This window comes from Nibribacter koreensis, from assembly GCF_039541795.1.
GTDB lineage: Bacteria > Bacteroidota > Bacteroidia > Cytophagales > Hymenobacteraceae > Nibribacter > Nibribacter koreensis.
The window spans coordinates 1,244,676-1,260,263 of sequence record NZ_BAABGX010000002.1; the positions used below are offsets into that span (position 1 = coordinate 1,244,676).

Here is a 15,588-nt window from a genome sequence, read left to right on the forward strand (position 1 = left end):
GAACAGCAAAAGACTTATAAACTTCCGCCTCTCTACAATCTCAAAATGCAAGTTGAAAATTTGCCATATAGTCAGCTCCAAGTTAGAAACTTGAAGCAGGTTTTTAACTTACCGTTTTCGGCCTGTTTTCCAGAAAACAAGTCAAAAACGGCTTAGGTTTATTTCAGTCTTGCTACCTGATACGTGCTACTTGATACGCAGAACGCTAGGCATTCAAACCTTCGGCTTGAGCAATCAATTCTGCAATATCAAATACTTGTACGTTATCTTCTTGGTTTTGGCTTTTTACGCCATCAGACATCATGGTCATACAGAATGGACAAGCACTGGCAATGATGGTGGCACCGGTGCCTAAGGCCTCTTCAGCGCGCTCTACATTGATGTCTTTCTTTCCTGGCTCTGGCTCTTTCCACATCTGGGCACCACCGGCTCCGCAGCACAAACCGTTGGCGCGGCTACGCTTCATCTCTACCAGGTCGGCATCCAGCGCGGCCAGCACTTCACGCGGAGCTTCATAGATGTCATTGGCGCGGCCCAGGTAGCACGAGTCATGGAACGTGATGCGCTTGCCTTTGAACTCGCCGCCTCCCTGAATCTTTACTTTGCCCTCATTGATAAGGTTCTGCAAGAAAGTGGAGTGGTGAATGACTTCGTAGTTTCCGCCTAGGGCTGGGTACTCATTCTTAATGGTGTTGAAGCAATGCGGACAAGCCGTCACAATGGTCTTTATGCCGTAGCCGTCCAGTGTGGCAATGTTGGTCATGGCCTGCATCTGGAACAGGAACTCGTTTCCGGCGCGCTTGGCCGGGTCGCCGGTGCAGGATTCTTCCATACCCAACACGGCGTATTTAGTGCCCACGTGCTCTAAGATGCGCACAAAGGCACGGGTCACGTTCTTGTAACGGTCATCAAAAGCGCCGGCACAGCCTACCCAAAACAATACTTCCGGAGATTCGCCGCGAGCGGCCAGGTCTGCCATTACCGGTACTTCTATCTGTCTTTTCTCTGACATTCTTTTAATGTGCTAATGTTGTAATGTGCTGATGAGCTATTTCTAGAAGTTCAGCAGAGGTTATTTTCCTTCTCCCTAAATCAGGAAGTTATTAGTTTTTGGATGCCACGAACAGGTTGTCTGCCCAGTTGACGCGGTCGCTTGCTGAGAAGGCCCACGGCGCACCGTTGTTCTCAATGTTGTTGAACATGGTGTTCAAAGAAGCCGGCGCTGCCGATTCTTCCAGCACCAGGTAGCGGCGCATGTCCATGATAGAAGACAGCTGGTCAATGTTCACCGGGCAAGACTCTACGCAGGCGTTGCAGGTGGTACAGGCCCAAAGCTCTTCTGGGGTCACGTAGCCGCGTAGCAAGGTTTTTTCTTCGGTTACCTTCACGCGCTCAGACTCGGTTTTGTAATTGGCCGGGTCAAAGATGAGCGGCGATTCGCCTTTCTCCTCCATGCGGTCACGGGTGTCCATCACAATCTTGCGCGGCGATAACAGCTTGCCCGTCAGGTTAGCTGGGCACACGCTGGTGCAACGGCCGCACTCGGTACAAGAGTAAGAATCCAACAACTGTTTCCAGCTTAGGTCTTCCACGTCCTTCACCCCGAACTTCTGCGGCTCAGCACCTTCTGGTAAAGCTGGCACCTGATAGCTTGGGTCCATCATAGCTTTTATTTCATGCGTGATGCTCTCTACATTGCTGAACTGGCCCTTCGGCTCAACTTTGCTGTAGTACACGTTAGGGAACGCGGTCACAATGTGCAAGTGCTTGGAACTGGGCAGGTAGTTCATGAACGCCAGGATACCGATGATGTGGAACCACCAGCCGGTGCGCTCAATCACATGTAGCGAATCTGGGTTGTTCCCGAACAAATCCACCAAAGGACCGGTGATGGGGAACGCGCCCGCCAGCTCGGCGCCGCGCAGTTGGTGCAGTTTCTGGTCAGCAATGTTAAAGACAAACAAGGCCACCATCAAGACAATCTCAATCATCAGAATGATGTTGGCGTCCATCTTGGGCCAGGCGCGCATCTCTGGGCTGGTGGTAAGGCGAGGTACTTTGGTGATGTTGCGGCGCGCCAGAAAAATAACGCAGGCAATGATTACCAAGAACGCCAGAATCTCATTGAAGCCAATCAAGGCGTCATACACCGGCCCCATAAAGCCCAGCACACGGTGCGTCCCGAAGATGCCGTCAATGAAAATCTCCAGCACTTCAATGTTAATCACCAGGAAACCTACATAGACAAACAGGTGCAAGACGGCCGGCAAGGGGCGCTTAAACATTTTTTGTTGCCCAAAGGCAATCAATAAAAGCTTGTTGACGCGCTCTGGCGTGTTGCCCGAAATGACTTTGTCGCGGCCTAGGTTAATGTTGCGCGTGATCTTGCGGATCTGCCAGACAAACAGACCGATACCCAGCGCAGCCACCAGAATAAAGATGATAGAATTGATCACAGGAAAGGAGTTTAGCGTTGAAATCTGCTTCTACTACGAACGAATTTAGTAAACTATTCGCAAAAGCCGGTAAAAGATTTTTTTGCCAGAAGTTTTGCAAATGTGGTCTGCCTGCTTACCTTTGCATACTTTTTAACGGGAACGGCAGTAACAGACTGCTTAACCAGTTAAGAAACAGTGCTGGTGATGTAGCTCAGTCGGTAGAGCAAAGGACTGAAAATCCTTGTGTCGTTGGTTCGATTCCAATCATCACCACCAGTACAAAAGAGAATCCCGCTTCAAGCAATTGGAGCGGGATTTTTGTTTTTGGGGTGTTTTGGTGAAAAGAGGCGAAAAACGAGAGCCATGGTTTGCTTCCTTAAAATTTCTAAATTGATTGTTTAATTTAACCTCTTATGATGGCCTCTGACCTTCTTCTGCTCCCGCCTACTACAGAACTAGAAACCAAAGCAGTGCTTAAGCAGGCAGCATTGGCCCATAGGTACTTAGCAGAACTCAAAGGAATTGCCAGTACTATTCCCAATGAACACATTCTCATTAACACCCTTACCCTCCAAGAAGCCCGAGACAGTTCTGCTATAGAAAATATAATTACCACCCAAGATGAACTCTTTAAAGCTGAGCTCCAGGAAAGTCTGGCACTTTCTGCCGCTACTAAAGAAGTTCAGAACTATGCACACGCGCTTAGGAAAGGATTTCAAATAGCCCGTCAAAACAAATTACTTACGTTTAACCATATCCTATCTATTCAACAAGAATTAGAGCAGAATAATGCGGGTTTGCGTAAGTTACCAGGCACGGCACTTAAAAATGCACAAACCGGAGAGACTGTGTATACGCCACCACAAGGTTATGACAAGGTATATGCCCTCATGCAGAACTTGGTAGAGTACATTAATGACGATGATATGAGCAATGTAGACCCGTTAGTGAAAATGGCGGTTATACATCATCAATTTGAAAGTATTCACCCGTTTTACGATGGCAACGGCCGAACCGGTCGCATCATCAATATCTTGTACTTAGTCATCAAAGACTTGTTGAATCTGCCCATCTTATATCTTAGCCGTTACATTATTGAAGAGAAGCAAGAATACTATAGGTTGTTGCAAAAGGTGCGTGATACAGGCTCTTGGGAAGAATGGCTACTTTATGTATTAAAGGGTGTTGAAATCACGGCTCTGCAAACTATTGAGTTAGTAAAAGGTATTAAACAAGTGATGCAGGAGCATAAGCAGTTAATCAGGGCAGAGCTACCCAAACTTTATTCACAGGACTTAATAAACAACCTTTTCCGTCACCCTTACACTAAAATAGAGTTTTTAGAAAAGGACTTGATGATTACACGCAAGACTGCCGCAAAGTACCTTGAACAATTAGTAGAGATTGGTATTCTACATAAGGAACGAATAGGCAAGTCAAACTTCTATCTAAACCCAAGTTTGGTCCACGTAATCATGCATAATGGAAACCCTCAAGAAAACTTGAATCCTTCGTGAATAACTACTCCCATTCAGAAACGAAAGTAAACGTGGGTAAATTTTTAGATTTTTTACCCATAAGAATGTAAACGTGGGTAAACTTTGGACTTTTTTACCCATGACTCGTCTATAAGCTATCTAATCTATAACCATTTGCTTTCTAAGAGCTAAACTAGAGCCCCACTCCAATTACTTGAAGCGGGGCTCTAGTTTTTGGCCTGCTTTGGTGAAAAGAGGCAAAAAACGGGAATACTATAAAATGGTCATGTACCACCGTGGTACACGCCTTGGTATTCATGTATCACTTTTCGCTGTTTTTGTCCCATGACAGTCATATAGAAAATTGCATATATGGTAATTCATCAATACCTTCAATTTCTATTTAATCTTAAAACCTTATCTACTATACCCTTATGAAAAAATTATTAACCGTTGTGGCGCTTCTTTCCTTTATGTCTTGCTCAGATATGAAAAAGGGCACTGAGGCAGAAACCGCCGAAACCACCACTACTGACACGACTACTGTTACTACTACAGACACCACCACCGTAGCAGCAGATACCACCAAAGACGTTTCCATCACCTCAGACACCTTGACGCTGGGCGCTGGCAACTAATTGATAGGATTTCATATATGCAAGAACATCCCTTGGCGCTTGTAGTCATGGGATGTTTTCGTTTTTGGCCTGTTTTGCAGAAAAGAAGCCAAAAACGACATGATTGCCTTGAAAGGTTTCTTTAACTTGAGCCCAAGCCAGCAAAACTGTATGCCCTCGCTCCCAGACGCTCTCCAGAAATATCTTCACAAATTCACTCACCTAAGGCAGGGAGTCACAAAATATGGGGCAGCGCCCCATAAACCCATGCTGCTTTTGAGCCTGATAGAGCTGTTTGAAAAAGGCGAGGTCTTGGAAAACAAGGTTTTCATCACCCCAGAACTGGTAGGCACGTTCAAAGAGAATTTCACTCTACTGGTCACCACTGGGCACAACCCAGATTTCTACCTTCCCTTTTATCACTTGGCCGGCGAAGGCTTCTGGTTTATCAAGACCTGGCCCGGCAAGGAATTGAACTCGGTGATTAAGAATTTCACGGTGCTGAATGGCTTGGTAGAGTATGCCTTCTTCTCAGAGGATTTGTTCACGCTTCTGCATTCCTCAGAGACCAGGACCATCTTAAAGTCTGCCGTCTTAAACAGATATTTCCCGGAGAGCACCCAGTTGTATCTTCAGGCAAAAAACAGCAGCGGCTATTTACAGGATTTGAAGCAGTATCTTTTAAATGAGAGCGCCGCTACGTACACCATCACCCAGACCGCGCCTGACGAAGAACAGCTGTTTGTAAGAGGCGGCTTGTTCAAAAAGCTGGTGCCACAGGTTTACAATTTCTCTTGTTGCATCTCGGGCATGCGCCTCAGCTCCCTACATGGCTTCTCCATGGTGGACGCGTGCCACATAGTGCCTTTCAGCCTAAGCAAAGACGACAAAGTAACCAATGGATTGGCGTTGTGCCCCAATCTGCACAGGGCCTTTGACCGGGGGCTAATCTCTGTAGATGTTCAGTTGAAAGTACTGGTCTCCTCCTCCATCGCCGAAGACGAGAACAATACCTATGCCTTGAAAAAGCTAGAGGGCAAACGTCTCAATCTCCCTTTCGGTGCCATTCATTATCCCGCGCAAGAGAATTTGTCTTGGCATAGGGAAGTAATGTTTAAGGGGTAATGGCTTATACTGTTTTTATTAAATCCATTTCCCACCTAATTCCCAGAAAACAGCCCAAAAACGCCTTCTACAACAACAAGGCATCCACTCTATGCGCATGGACCCTGTTCTCACACGGGGACCAGCTGAAGATGGTGAAGCGGCCGTCTTGCGAGGCCACCAGCGCCAGGGCGTCTTGTTGGTCATAGACAAACTGGGCGGCAGAGAGGTGCCGGGTACCGCCGCTCTGCGACGGAGACACCACCATGGCCTCGCCGCCAATGACGGGTTCTGTGAAGGTCATCTCCTCCACTTGGGCGCTGTCAGTGGCGCGCACAATCTTCGCCCCGAACGCCAGCAACTCATACTGGTCTGTGATGACGGTGGCCCCGTCAATGGCCGTGAGGCCGGCAATGTTGTCTATGGCCTGCACCAGGGCGGTCTGCCATTTGCTGCGGCTGCGCACCGACACGTCCTGGCGCATGAGGTCGGCTAGTTCAGAGAAGGCGGGGGCAATGGCGTATTGGATGGGGTGCATGATGGAGCCGCGCCAGTCTTCTTTGCCAGAGGGCACCACCAGCAGAGTGCCGCCGCGGCCGTGGGCGCGCATGGACACCGCCATCTGCACCAGCACGTTCACAGAGTCGTTCCAGGAAGAGGCCGCCGCAAAGCCCAGCAAAGAGGAAAGCACCGCCGGGCAGTCTGGCAGAGAGGCGCTGGTCTCATCCACCACCTTCACCTGGTCGCCTTTGAGCACGGCCACGTTGTTGAACTTGCCAAACCCACCCAAGCGCCGATGCTTGATCACCAGCAGACCCGGCTCAGAGACATCCAGCACGAAGCAGAAATTGGTAATCTCATGCATAGTGCCCCAGATGTAGAGGTTTTCGCCCTCATACCACACGCCCAGGTGAATACCTGCCCGCTCTACGCCCGGCGCCAGCTTGGTCAGGATAAAAGAAGAAAGCGGCAGGCGTTGTTCAAACACCAGGGGGCGCTGGGCTTTCTCAGGGGGCAGGAACGCCAGAGATATCTTAGGCGAATGCCCCTCTTCCTTTCTAAGGCTGGCCCAGAACGCAGTGTCTATCATGGCGGCAATGACCTTGGCATGGGGCTCGGGGGCCAGGCCTTTCTCGCCGCGGGCGCGGGCCTCCCTAAGGTGTTGCACAAAATGGGTTTCTATGGTCTCTGCCACCGCCAGGGCCGCCTGGTAGGTTATTTCACGGTTCATGGTATAAGGTTTTGCTCAAGCAAGGCGCCCGTTAAAACGGCTTCGCTCAATGAAGCTTCAACTTACGGCAATTCAGGCAGAATTTTCTCATAAGCAGACGCGCTCCAAAAGATTGTTTTTGAAATGAAGGCGAGAAGAGAAAGATGAAAGGAAGAAGAAAGTCGTTTTTAGGCTGTTTCCTGGAAAAGAGGCCAAAAACGACAGAAGCCGCCATTAGGCCATAGGCCGGTAGCCGTACGTTTATTCTGAGGAGGTGAGTTGCTTGAGCACGTTCTCCATACAAGTGGTTTGCAGGTAGGGGTCCAGTTGTTTCTGGGCCGTGAACGTGCGCACCAGCGCTATGCTTCCGCAGTGCTCCAAGAGCCAGACCTCGGCGTAAAAAGAGCCCATGGCGTACAGACTGATGTGGCACCAGCCCTTCAGGCGCGAGTGCAGGTAGCGGCCTTGGTCCTGCACCTGCTTTATCTGCTCTACCAGCGGCAACTCCACAAACTCCTTTACTTGCATATCCTTCCTCTCTTGGCTGTTTCTAAAATACGCTTTAGCCCTTATGTTTAGTACGTTCACAGGGTAATTTATTACTCTTTTCCAGATATCCTGTTGCGGGCGCAGGCCATTTCCCCGCAAGAACACCATCATCTTCTTGGTCTTGTCTGGTTTTGCCGGCCCTCTACTTGCCAGCAGCAAACCTTCAAGCATCTTTTAACAAAAGCGATCACGCACGTAGCTTGTCCTGGCTCTTGCAACCCTGTTGTAAAGGCCCCGTTTGCAGAGAGCGTCCTTGCTAACCACATATGCCATGAAAAAATTCGCGATTGCCATCCATGCCGGTGCTGAGAATATGAAAAAGAGCGAAGTAAGCCCCGAAAAGGAAAAAGCCTACCGCCAGGGCCTCTCTGAGGCGCTCAACGCGGGCTGGCGTGTGCTAAAAAAAGGCGGCACCGCCGTAGACGCGGTAGAAACAGCGGTCAGGTTTTTAGAAGACAACCCCTTGTTCAATGCCGGCAAAGGCGCGGCGCTCACAGAACTAGGCGAAAACAAAATGGATGCTGCCATCATGGACGGCAAAGACATGAACGCGGGCGCCTGTAGCAACGTGCAGCAGGTTAAAAACCCCATCTCCCTGGCGCGCGCCATCATGGAGAAGACCAAGCACGTGTACCTGACCAGCGACGGCGCCATGGACTTTGCCCGCGAGCAGGAACTCACCCTCAAGCCCATCCCCTACTTTCAGGAGGAGGAACGCATCAAGGAGTGGGAGAAACAGCACGAAAAAGAAAAGAAGAAGCCAGAGGCCCGCGCCAAACTACGGGTAGACACCGTGGGCGCCGTTGCCCTTGACCAGGACGGCAACCTGGCCGCTGCCACCTCTACCGGCGGCCTCACCAACCAGATGAACGGCCGCGTAGGCGACAGTCCCATCATTGGCGCCGGCACCTACGCCAACAGTGAGGTGGTAGCCGTTTCCTGCACCGGCGAAGGCGAGGAAATCATGCGCTCCGTGCTGGCCCATGAGGTGTACGCGCTCATGAAGTACAAAGGCCTTTCTGTGCAGGAAGCCGTAGACGAGGCCGTGGACCTATACAAGAAAAAGATTGGCGGCGACAAGGGCATCATTGCCATGGACCCCAACGGCGAAGTGGGCATGGTCTACAACTGCAACCTCATGTTCAGGGGCTTCAGGCAGGGCGGCGATGACCCGGTGGTACGCATCTGGGAAGACTAATCTCTTACTGCAACCTATCGGCCTCCAGGGCGGCTTCTGAGAACCCCAGGTCTGCCGCTTTTTTAAAAGACTGGTACGCGCCCGGCACATTCTTCTGGGCTTTGAACACCTGCGCCTGCACGTAGTGCGCCCGGGCGTTCAATGAGTCCAGTTCAATGGCCTGGGCTACGTCTTTACTGGCTTGCTCTAGCTTGTTTAACTTAAAATACGCGAAGCCCCGGTACAGCCACGCGTCTGCCAGCCTTCTATCCTCAGAGGGTTTCTCTAGAAACTGAGAAAGGTCTTTCACCGCCATACCCAAGTCTTCTTCCAGGTGTAAGCGGGCAACGCCCCGGTCAAAATAGACAGAGGTGGTGGTAGCGCCCAACTTTACGCTTTTGTTTAAGTCATGCAAAGCCTGCGGGTACTTTTTGAGTTGCAGAAAAGCGTTGGCCCGCTCCTGCCATAACTGCGGATTGGGATTACTGCCTCGGTCTAACAATACAGAGTAGTCGGCAACGGCGCCTTGCGCATCCTGTAGTTTCTCCATCCGCATTCGGGCTCTTTTCAGGCGCACATCGGCTTGGTCTGCGTCATATTCCAACACCGTTGAGAAGGCGGCCTCGGCCTCGGCCCAGTGTTTCTGCGTCTCGGCTTGGATGCCCTGCTGGTAGGCCCGCTGACCGGCAAAACTGTCCCAGGTGAGTTTAATGGTGGCCAGCAGAACAACCACCAGGGTGATGATACCCAAGGCAATGAGACGGTCTTTCTTAGAGAAGTGGCTGTGTTTTTTGGGGCGCTGCCGGTAGTGCCGCTCCTGAAAACCAGCGGGCTGGCGGGTGTGGTGGTAGCGGGGGTTGCTGTACGCCTGCGCCTGGTTGTAGTTTTTCTCATACTGCCGCTTTAGGTCATAGCTGGTTTTGCGGCGCGGGTCAGAGAGCGTCTGGTAGGCTTCATTGACCAACTTGAACTGGTCCTCAGCGCGGTCATTGAGCGGGTTGCGGTCTGGGTGGTACTTGAGGGCCAGGCGCTTATAGGCGGCCTTTATCTCAGAGGCGCTGGCGTTGGGGCTTATGCCCAGTATATGGTAATAGTTTTTGGTCAAGGTATGTCTACGGCGGAGCGGCCGCTACAAAAGTACGTGGTTTTTAATGGCGGGGTGTTTGCCGACTTCTGTTTTTGGCCTGTTTTCTGAGAATTAGCACAAAAACGAGCAACAGCACAATTTTTACTTGGGTTAGCCATAGCTCCCAGATTTACGTATGCGGTTTTGACGGGAAACAATTTTGGAATATTTTCATCACATGTTCCCGTATATCCTCAAAAAAAACCTTTACCAGAAAGAAACAAATGGCGCAAGACGAGAAAAGCAAGACAGATAGCATCATTGGCAACATGATGGGGTACATAGACACCCGCATAGACCTGCTTAAGCTAGACATGCAAACCAAACTGAAGAGCGCCTTTGTGAGCACTATTCACGGGGTGTTGCTGGGCCTGGTGGGATTGATGGTTTTGCTTTTCCTCAACATCTTTCTGGCCTTGCTGTTAAATGACTTATTAGACAGCCGTTTCTGGGGTTTCGGGATCATTACACTTTTTTACCTTATTTTGCTGATAGTTCTGTTTGTTGGCTTAGATAAGAAAGTGTTTCAAGGCATGGCCGACAAGGCCTTCAGAAATACCATTTACAAAGCAGACGAATCTGAACAAACCAATTAACCTCATTTATACCCATGAGCGAGTTGAACAATCCCCTTTTTGAAGACCAGCGCGAACTACTGGAACGCCAGAAAGAAGAATATAAAAACGCGTTGCTCAGCGACGTAGCCGAGTTGAAAACCCAGTCTACCCAGGTGGGCAAGAACGTCTTGATGGCCGGCGGCCTCTTGGTAGGCATGTACCTGCTGGGCAAAGCCTTTGGCGGCAAGAGCAACGGCGACAAGCCCAAGAAAAAAAAAGGCAATAAGCTAAAGAAGTCTGCCTCTTTTAAAGGCGCCGAAGACCGTGCTTGGATAGCCAACATTCCAGACGTGGAGGATGACGAGCCTTTGTATAGCGCCATTGAGCGCACGTACCCGGCCGTCTATCACCCCAACACGGGCACGCTGTTTACGCCGGGCAGACACAAAAGAGAAAGCGGGTTCATGACGGCGGCCAAGTCGTTTCTACAGTCAGATTTATTTAAGGCGGTAGAGCACCAACTGGCGGCCATGCTGATGGTGTACCTCTCTAAGATCATTGAGGAGCGCTTTCATGTAACCGCCGCCCTTACCTCTCATACCCATGAGGAGCCAGAAACCACAGACGTGGTCTATCACTTACAGACTGACGAGGACACTCATGCCCACAGACCAGCACCGCAGATCTAACTTACTTTCTACATCAGATGCTACTTCGCCAGCCAGCCGCCACAAGCGGTTGGCTGTGCTGTTAGATCCAGACCACCTCACCGTTGCCCGCTGCCAGGAGATTCTGGCCTTGAGCCACAAGCATGGGGTGGATTTCTTTTTCATGGGCGGCAGTCTCATCTCTAACCCAGACCAGACATCCTTTGTCTCCTTCATCAAGCAGCACAGTTCCATTCCGGTCATCCTGTTCCCTAGCAGTGGCCTGTACATAGACGCCAAGGCAGACGGGCTTTTGCTGTTGTCCCTTATCTCTGGCCGCAACCCAGATTTCTTGATTGGACAGCACGTGGCGGCGGCGCCTTTGCTCAAGTCCAGCGGCTTACCTTTATACGCTACCGGCTACATGCTCATTGACTCGGGCAGGCAGACCACGGCCTCCTACATGAGCGGTACCACGCCTATTCCGCATGACAAGCCTTCCATTGCCGCCTGCACGGCGTTGGCTGGTGAGATGCTGGGCCTGCAGCACATCTACCTGGACGGCGGAAGCGGCGCCATGTACCCCGTGAGCCCTGCCATGATCCAAGCCGTGCGCCAGGCCGTGGACGTTCCTGTGATTGTAGGCGGCGGCGTGAACACGGCAGAAAAGGCAGAAACTGCCTGGAAAGCCGGCGCCGATGTGCTGGTGGTAGGTAACCACATTGAGAAAAGCCCGCAGTTCATTGCAGAGGTTAGTGAGGTGAAGCACCGCTTTAACATGGTCCTGCCCCAAACCCAGGAAGCCTAACCGCCTGCGGTTGCTTACCAGTAAAAGAAGGGGTATCTTTGAGTATAATAGTAATCAAGCACTTGTATCCTTACAAAGACATACCCACTACCGCTTTGCAGCCTTTCATGGGCTTGGTAGCAGCGTCTCATCATGCCTCCCTGCGTGATGTCCTGAACGGGTATTGCCTTTCCTTTTTTACCTCTCCCAAAGACTTTAACAAGTAGGCCGGGAGCATATCCGGCCCTGCCATCCTATTGCCATGCCTTGTATTAGCTGAAGTTGCCTTAAAGCAGTTTCTGCTAATGCGCTGCATGGCGTTTTCTTTTTCCGGCTTCCTTCCTAATCAGCATTCTACTTAGCCCCAGCACCCATGTTAGGGGCCTGTCTGCTGTTATAAAAACCGGAGCCAGAGAAAGCAAAGCCTTTGGGAGATTCTCTCTTTCCTGAATTTCCACTTAATCTCAAATTTGTATGAATCCTATTTTTTTAACCGAGAAGGATTACGAACGCCTGTTGTCTCTGGTACAGACCCATCGTTCCATTACTAACGCCGCCGTAGTAGAAGGCTTGTGCAGAGAACTGCGCACCGCTACCATTATTCCCGCCCATCAAGTGCCCGTAAACGTGGTGACCATGCACTCCCTGGTGCGCCTGCGGCAGAAGAAAAGCGGCATGGTGATGGACTTGTCCTTGGTCTACCCTAAAGAAGCAGATGTAGCCAGCCGTAAGATCTCTGTCCTGGCGCCGGTGGGCTCTGCCATCTTGGGCCGCAAAGTGGGCGAAGAGATAGAATGCCCTGCCCCCGGCGGCACGCTGTTGTATGAGATTGAAGAAGTCATGTACCAACCAGAAGCCGCCGGCGATTTTCATTTGTAGCCTTCGCAGTAAGCCTTGGGCTTGAATGTTCGTTTTTAGCTTGTTTTCCAGGAAATAGGCCAAAAACGAAATATTCTTATGCCCATTGCGCAAGAAAATTGACATGCTTTAAAACGTCTAAGCAAGGCAGCGTAACGTCTGTCTTGCCCAGATGCTTTTACCCTTTAAACCCTATGTGACATGAAAAGAGAACTTGTAAATGCTTTCGGGAATGTGTTTCTCACCATCACGCTGGACCATGAGAACAGATGGATTACGGCCAAGTGGCAAGGCTACTCTACAGAGGAGGCTATCAAGACCGGTCTAGAGGCCTACACTAAGGCACTGGAGTCAGCAGATTTTCATTCCATGCTCATAGACACTCGCGCCATGGTGGGCTCCTGGCACCACTCCCTGGATTGGATGCTAGAAGAATGGGCACCGCAGGCGGCCCGCGACGGTCTGCAATACTACGCCATGGTGGTAGAGCCAGAGTCCTTCGCAGAAGCCTCTGCAGATAAATTTTATGAGCAGGTGCGCTACTTTAAGGCCAAAGTGTTTGAAGACCTGGAGTCAGCTGAGAACTGGCTCATGCGCCGCGCCAACTGGTTTCAAAGCAGAGCCTATTAACAGTAACCTATAGGAAGTCGTTTTTGGCCTGATTTCCAGAAAATAGCCTAAAAACAGAAAGGCCCGCAATTGCGGGCCTTTCCTATAAAAAGTCACTAGTCTGTCTACACGTTCATGGAAGACTCTCTGCGGCGCATCTTGCCCGCCGGAATCCCGAACATCATCTTAAAGCGACGGCAGAAATACGCGGTGTCTTTGTAGCCCACGTCTTTGCCAATCTCTCTGATGCTCTTTTTGGTAGTACGCAGCAAGAACACGGCGCGCTCCATACGCTGGTACTCAATATAATCCTGTGGGTTGATGCCGGTCAGCATTTTAAAGTACTGGCCTACGTAGTCCTCAGAAACGTTGGCCACGTTGCTCAGCACTTTGTTAGACAAGTCACCGCCCAGGTTCTCTTTAATGTAGTTGAACAGGTCTATGAGGCGTGGATCCTTAAAGTACGTGCTGTTGGTGGCCAGTTGCTCCACAAACATCTTGTTCTTTAAGATATAACGGATCAGCTCCACTACCATCTGCTCTGTGTACAGGCTGATGATGCGCTCTTTGCCCGGCAAGTCCTGCATGCTTTCCTCTACAATCTTGATGATGAGCGTAGCCAGCTTGTTGCTGGTGATCACAAACGCCGGTACCTCCAGAGAGGTGAAGAAGTTCACAGAGTCAAATACCTTGGCCTCAAAGCTAACGTGGCTGTGGCTGTCGTCTGCCTCGCCAATCAGGTCCAGGTCTGTGTTGCTTCTAAAGAATTTGTCTTTGGTGGTGATGTAGTCATCATTTGAGATGACGCGGCTCTCGGTGTCGCCGTAGTAGATCTTGGTGCTTCGGCCGCCTGGTATAAAGAGCAACTGCCCTTCTTCTACCATTTGTTTGTCATCCCCGAAAGCGATAATTCCGTTGTGCACTAAGATGAGGTTGTTGCCAACGTCATAGTAGTTACGCACTGTGAGCGGCTGTTGCAACACCAGGTTTTTGGCCTTGATGTAGCGAACCTTCAGCGACTCAATTATTTTATTGTAATCTTCCATGGAGGGGTACTAGATAAAGGGTTCTGAAATTTGTTGTTTTTCAAGATTGTCTGTCGCCCTAAAACTAGTACTTATCTTTGACTTTGTCAAATTACTTGGACAAATAATTATATACCCTCTATCACTATCTTGCTATCAATCAAGCGATAGAGGGCATACAAAACCTCCTTATTTTAATATTTCACGGGATATCACAATCTTCTGAATCTCAGAAGTACCCTCATAAATTTGGGTGATTTTGGCGTCGCGCATTAAACGCTCAACATGGTATTCTTTCACAAACCCGTAGCCGCCGTGCACTTGCACCGCCTCAACGGTAGTGTCCATAGCCACTTTAGAGGCGAACAGCTTGGCCATTGCGCCGGTTTTTGAATAATCCCGATGTGCGTCCTTGTCGGCGGCCGCCTGCAGGCAAAGAAGGCGCGCTGCGTCAATGTTGGTAGCCATGTCTGCCAGCTTGAACTGGATGCCCTGGTGCTGCGAAATTGGAACACCAAATGCTTTACGCTCTTTTGAATACTTAAGCGCCAACTCATACGCGCCAGAGGCGATGCCCAAAGCCTGAGAAGCGATACCAATACGACCACCGTTCAAGGTAGACATGGCAAACTTAAACCCGAAGCCATCCTCACCGATACGGTTCTCTTTAGGTACCTTCACGTCTGTGAACATCAAAGAGTGCGTGTCTGAGCCTCTAATGCCCAGTTTGTTCTCCTTAGGCCCAATCTCAAAACCTGGCATTCCTTTCTCCACAATAAAGGCGTTGATGCCCTTGTGACGCAACTCTGGGTTGGTCTGCGCGATTACTAAGTACACAGAAGCGGTGCTACCGTTGGTGATCCAGTTTTTGGTACCGTTCAACAGGTAATGGTCACCCATGTCTACCGCCGTAGTGCGCTGCATGGTAGCGTCAGAACCGGCTTCTGGCTCAGAAAGACAGAAGGCGCCAATGATCTCACCAGTGGCCAGACGAGTCAGGTATTTCTGCTTTTGCTCTTCGTTGCCGTATTTCTCCAATCCCCAGCAAACCAGAGAGTTGTTTACAGACATCACTACTGAGGCAGAGGCGTCAATTTTAGAGATTTCTTCCATGGCCAGCACGTAAGAAACGGTGTCCATTCCGCCGCCGCCGTACTTAGGGTCTACCATCATGCCCAGAAAGCCCAGCTCTCCCAGCTTCTTCATCTGCTCCGTTGGGAACTTCTGCAGCTCATCGCGCTCAATGACGCCCGGCAATAATTCTGTTTGTGCAAAGTCACGCGCAGCCGCCTGCACTGCTAACTGCTCTTCGGTAAATTGGAATTCCATATCAAAAAGGTGTTATAAATTCTTGTGTACTCTATCTATAGCCGTAGCAGGAAATTACTAGTAGAAATGACTTCCGG

17 protein-coding genes and 1 tRNA gene are annotated in these 15,588 nt (G+C 50.3%); 11 read left to right on the forward strand and 7 right to left on the reverse strand.

Annotation, left to right across the window (positions count from 1 at the left end):
* Nucleotides 1–205: 205 nt before the first annotated feature.
* Together ABD880_RS12630 and ABD880_RS12635 are read right to left on the reverse strand one after the other, a co-directional pair.
* Complete coding sequence (locus ABD880_RS12630) at nt 206–979, reverse strand: (Fe-S)-binding protein (protein WP_066512607.1); 774 nt, start codon at nt 977–979, stop codon at nt 206–208.
* 124 nt (nt 980–1,103) lie between these two features.
* Entirely contained in the window at nt 1,104–2,456 is a 1,353-nt protein-coding gene (locus ABD880_RS12635; protein ID WP_345166640.1) for a 4Fe-4S dicluster domain-containing protein, read from the reverse strand.
* A 182-nt stretch (nt 2,457–2,638) separates the two neighbouring features.
* Here ABD880_RS12635 and ABD880_RS12640 point away from each other — a divergent pair.
* The 4 genes from ABD880_RS12640 (at nt 2,639) to ABD880_RS12655 (ending at nt 5,658) form a co-directional block, all read left to right on the forward strand.
* Nucleotides 2,639–2,714: transfer RNA gene (locus ABD880_RS12640), tRNA-Phe, on the forward strand.
* Nucleotides 2,715–2,851: 137 nt separating this feature from the next.
* A complete protein-coding gene (locus ABD880_RS12645) occupies nt 2,852–3,955 on the forward strand; it encodes a Fic family protein (RefSeq protein WP_345166642.1) in 1,104 nt (367 codons plus the stop codon).
* A 395-nt stretch (nt 3,956–4,350) separates the two neighbouring features.
* Nucleotides 4,351–4,554 carry an entericidin gene (locus ABD880_RS12650; RefSeq protein WP_160692413.1) on the forward strand — a complete coding sequence of 68 codons (204 nt, stop codon included), beginning with the start codon at nt 4,351–4,353 and terminating at the stop codon, nt 4,552–4,554.
* Between the two features lie 246 nt (nt 4,555–4,800).
* Nucleotides 4,801–5,658 carry an HNH endonuclease gene (locus tag ABD880_RS12655; protein WP_345166646.1) on the forward strand — a complete coding sequence of 286 codons (858 nt, stop codon included), beginning with the start codon at nt 4,801–4,803 and terminating at the stop codon, nt 5,656–5,658.
* A 67-nt stretch (nt 5,659–5,725) separates the two neighbouring features.
* Here ABD880_RS12655 and ABD880_RS12660 read toward each other — a convergent pair whose 3' ends face one another.
* The gene (locus tag ABD880_RS12660; protein ID WP_345166648.1) at nt 5,726–6,868 is read right to left on the reverse strand and encodes a putative sensor domain DACNV-containing protein; all 1,143 of its coding nucleotides are present in this window, start codon (nt 6,866–6,868) and stop codon (nt 5,726–5,728) included.
* 240 nt (nt 6,869–7,108) lie between these two features.
* Nucleotides 7,109–7,567 carry a hypothetical protein gene (locus tag ABD880_RS12665; RefSeq protein WP_345166651.1) on the reverse strand — a complete coding sequence of 153 codons (459 nt, stop codon included), beginning with the start codon at nt 7,565–7,567 and terminating at the stop codon, nt 7,109–7,111.
* A gap of 100 nt (nt 7,568–7,667) precedes the next feature.
* Here ABD880_RS12665 and ABD880_RS12670 point away from each other — a divergent pair, with 100 nt between their 5' ends.
* On the forward strand, nt 7,668–8,594 hold the full coding sequence (locus ABD880_RS12670; RefSeq protein ID WP_345166654.1) for an isoaspartyl peptidase/L-asparaginase family protein: 927 nt from the start codon (nt 7,668–7,670) through the stop codon (nt 8,592–8,594).
* Between the two features lie 4 nt (nt 8,595–8,598).
* On the opposite strand, the gene ABD880_RS12675 is transcribed toward ABD880_RS12670, so the two are convergent.
* Nucleotides 8,599–9,678: a tetratricopeptide repeat protein gene (locus ABD880_RS12675; RefSeq protein WP_345166656.1), complete on the reverse strand. Its 1,080-nt coding sequence runs from the start codon at nt 9,676–9,678 to the stop codon at nt 8,599–8,601.
* A 245-nt stretch (nt 9,679–9,923) separates the two neighbouring features.
* On the opposite strand from ABD880_RS12675, the gene ABD880_RS12680 reads away from it, so the two are divergent.
* From ABD880_RS12680 to ABD880_RS12705, 6 genes are all read left to right on the forward strand, one after another.
* Nucleotides 9,924–10,295, forward strand: coding sequence for a phage holin family protein (locus tag ABD880_RS12680; protein WP_066512605.1), 372 nt, complete (start codon nt 9,924–9,926; stop codon nt 10,293–10,295).
* 14 nt (nt 10,296–10,309) lie between these two features.
* A complete protein-coding gene (locus tag ABD880_RS12685; protein ID WP_345166661.1) occupies nt 10,310–10,945 on the forward strand; it encodes a hypothetical protein in 636 nt (211 codons plus the stop codon).
* Nucleotides 10,917–11,711 carry a geranylgeranylglyceryl/heptaprenylglyceryl phosphate synthase gene (locus tag ABD880_RS12690; protein WP_345166664.1) on the forward strand — a complete coding sequence of 265 codons (795 nt, stop codon included), beginning with the start codon at nt 10,917–10,919 and terminating at the stop codon, nt 11,709–11,711. Before ABD880_RS12685 ends, ABD880_RS12690 begins: the two co-directional genes overlap by 29 nt.
* Nucleotides 11,712–11,749: 38 nt before the next feature.
* Nucleotides 11,750–11,917 carry a hypothetical protein gene (locus ABD880_RS12695; protein ID WP_345166667.1) on the forward strand — a complete coding sequence of 56 codons (168 nt, stop codon included), beginning with the start codon at nt 11,750–11,752 and terminating at the stop codon, nt 11,915–11,917.
* A 247-nt stretch (nt 11,918–12,164) separates the two neighbouring features.
* Nucleotides 12,165–12,569 (forward strand): nucleoside diphosphate kinase regulator, encoded by a 405-nt coding sequence (rnk, locus tag ABD880_RS12700; protein WP_345166670.1) that lies wholly within the window; start codon nt 12,165–12,167, stop codon nt 12,567–12,569.
* Nucleotides 12,570–12,749: 180 nt separating this feature from the next.
* Nucleotides 12,750–13,178: an STAS/SEC14 domain-containing protein gene (locus tag ABD880_RS12705; protein WP_345166672.1), complete on the forward strand. Its 429-nt coding sequence runs from the start codon at nt 12,750–12,752 to the stop codon at nt 13,176–13,178.
* Nucleotides 13,179–13,282: 104 nt separating this feature from the next.
* Here ABD880_RS12705 and ABD880_RS12710 read toward each other — a convergent pair whose 3' ends face one another.
* Nucleotides 13,283–14,203, reverse strand: a complete 921-nt coding sequence (locus ABD880_RS12710; RefSeq protein ID WP_066507624.1) for a helix-turn-helix domain-containing protein — start codon at nt 14,201–14,203, stop codon at nt 13,283–13,285.
* A gap of 168 nt (nt 14,204–14,371) precedes the next feature.
* Nucleotides 14,372–15,511, reverse strand: coding sequence for an acyl-CoA dehydrogenase (locus ABD880_RS12715; RefSeq protein WP_066507621.1), 1,140 nt, complete (start codon nt 15,509–15,511; stop codon nt 14,372–14,374).
* Between the last annotated feature and the right edge of the window lie 77 nt (nt 15,512–15,588).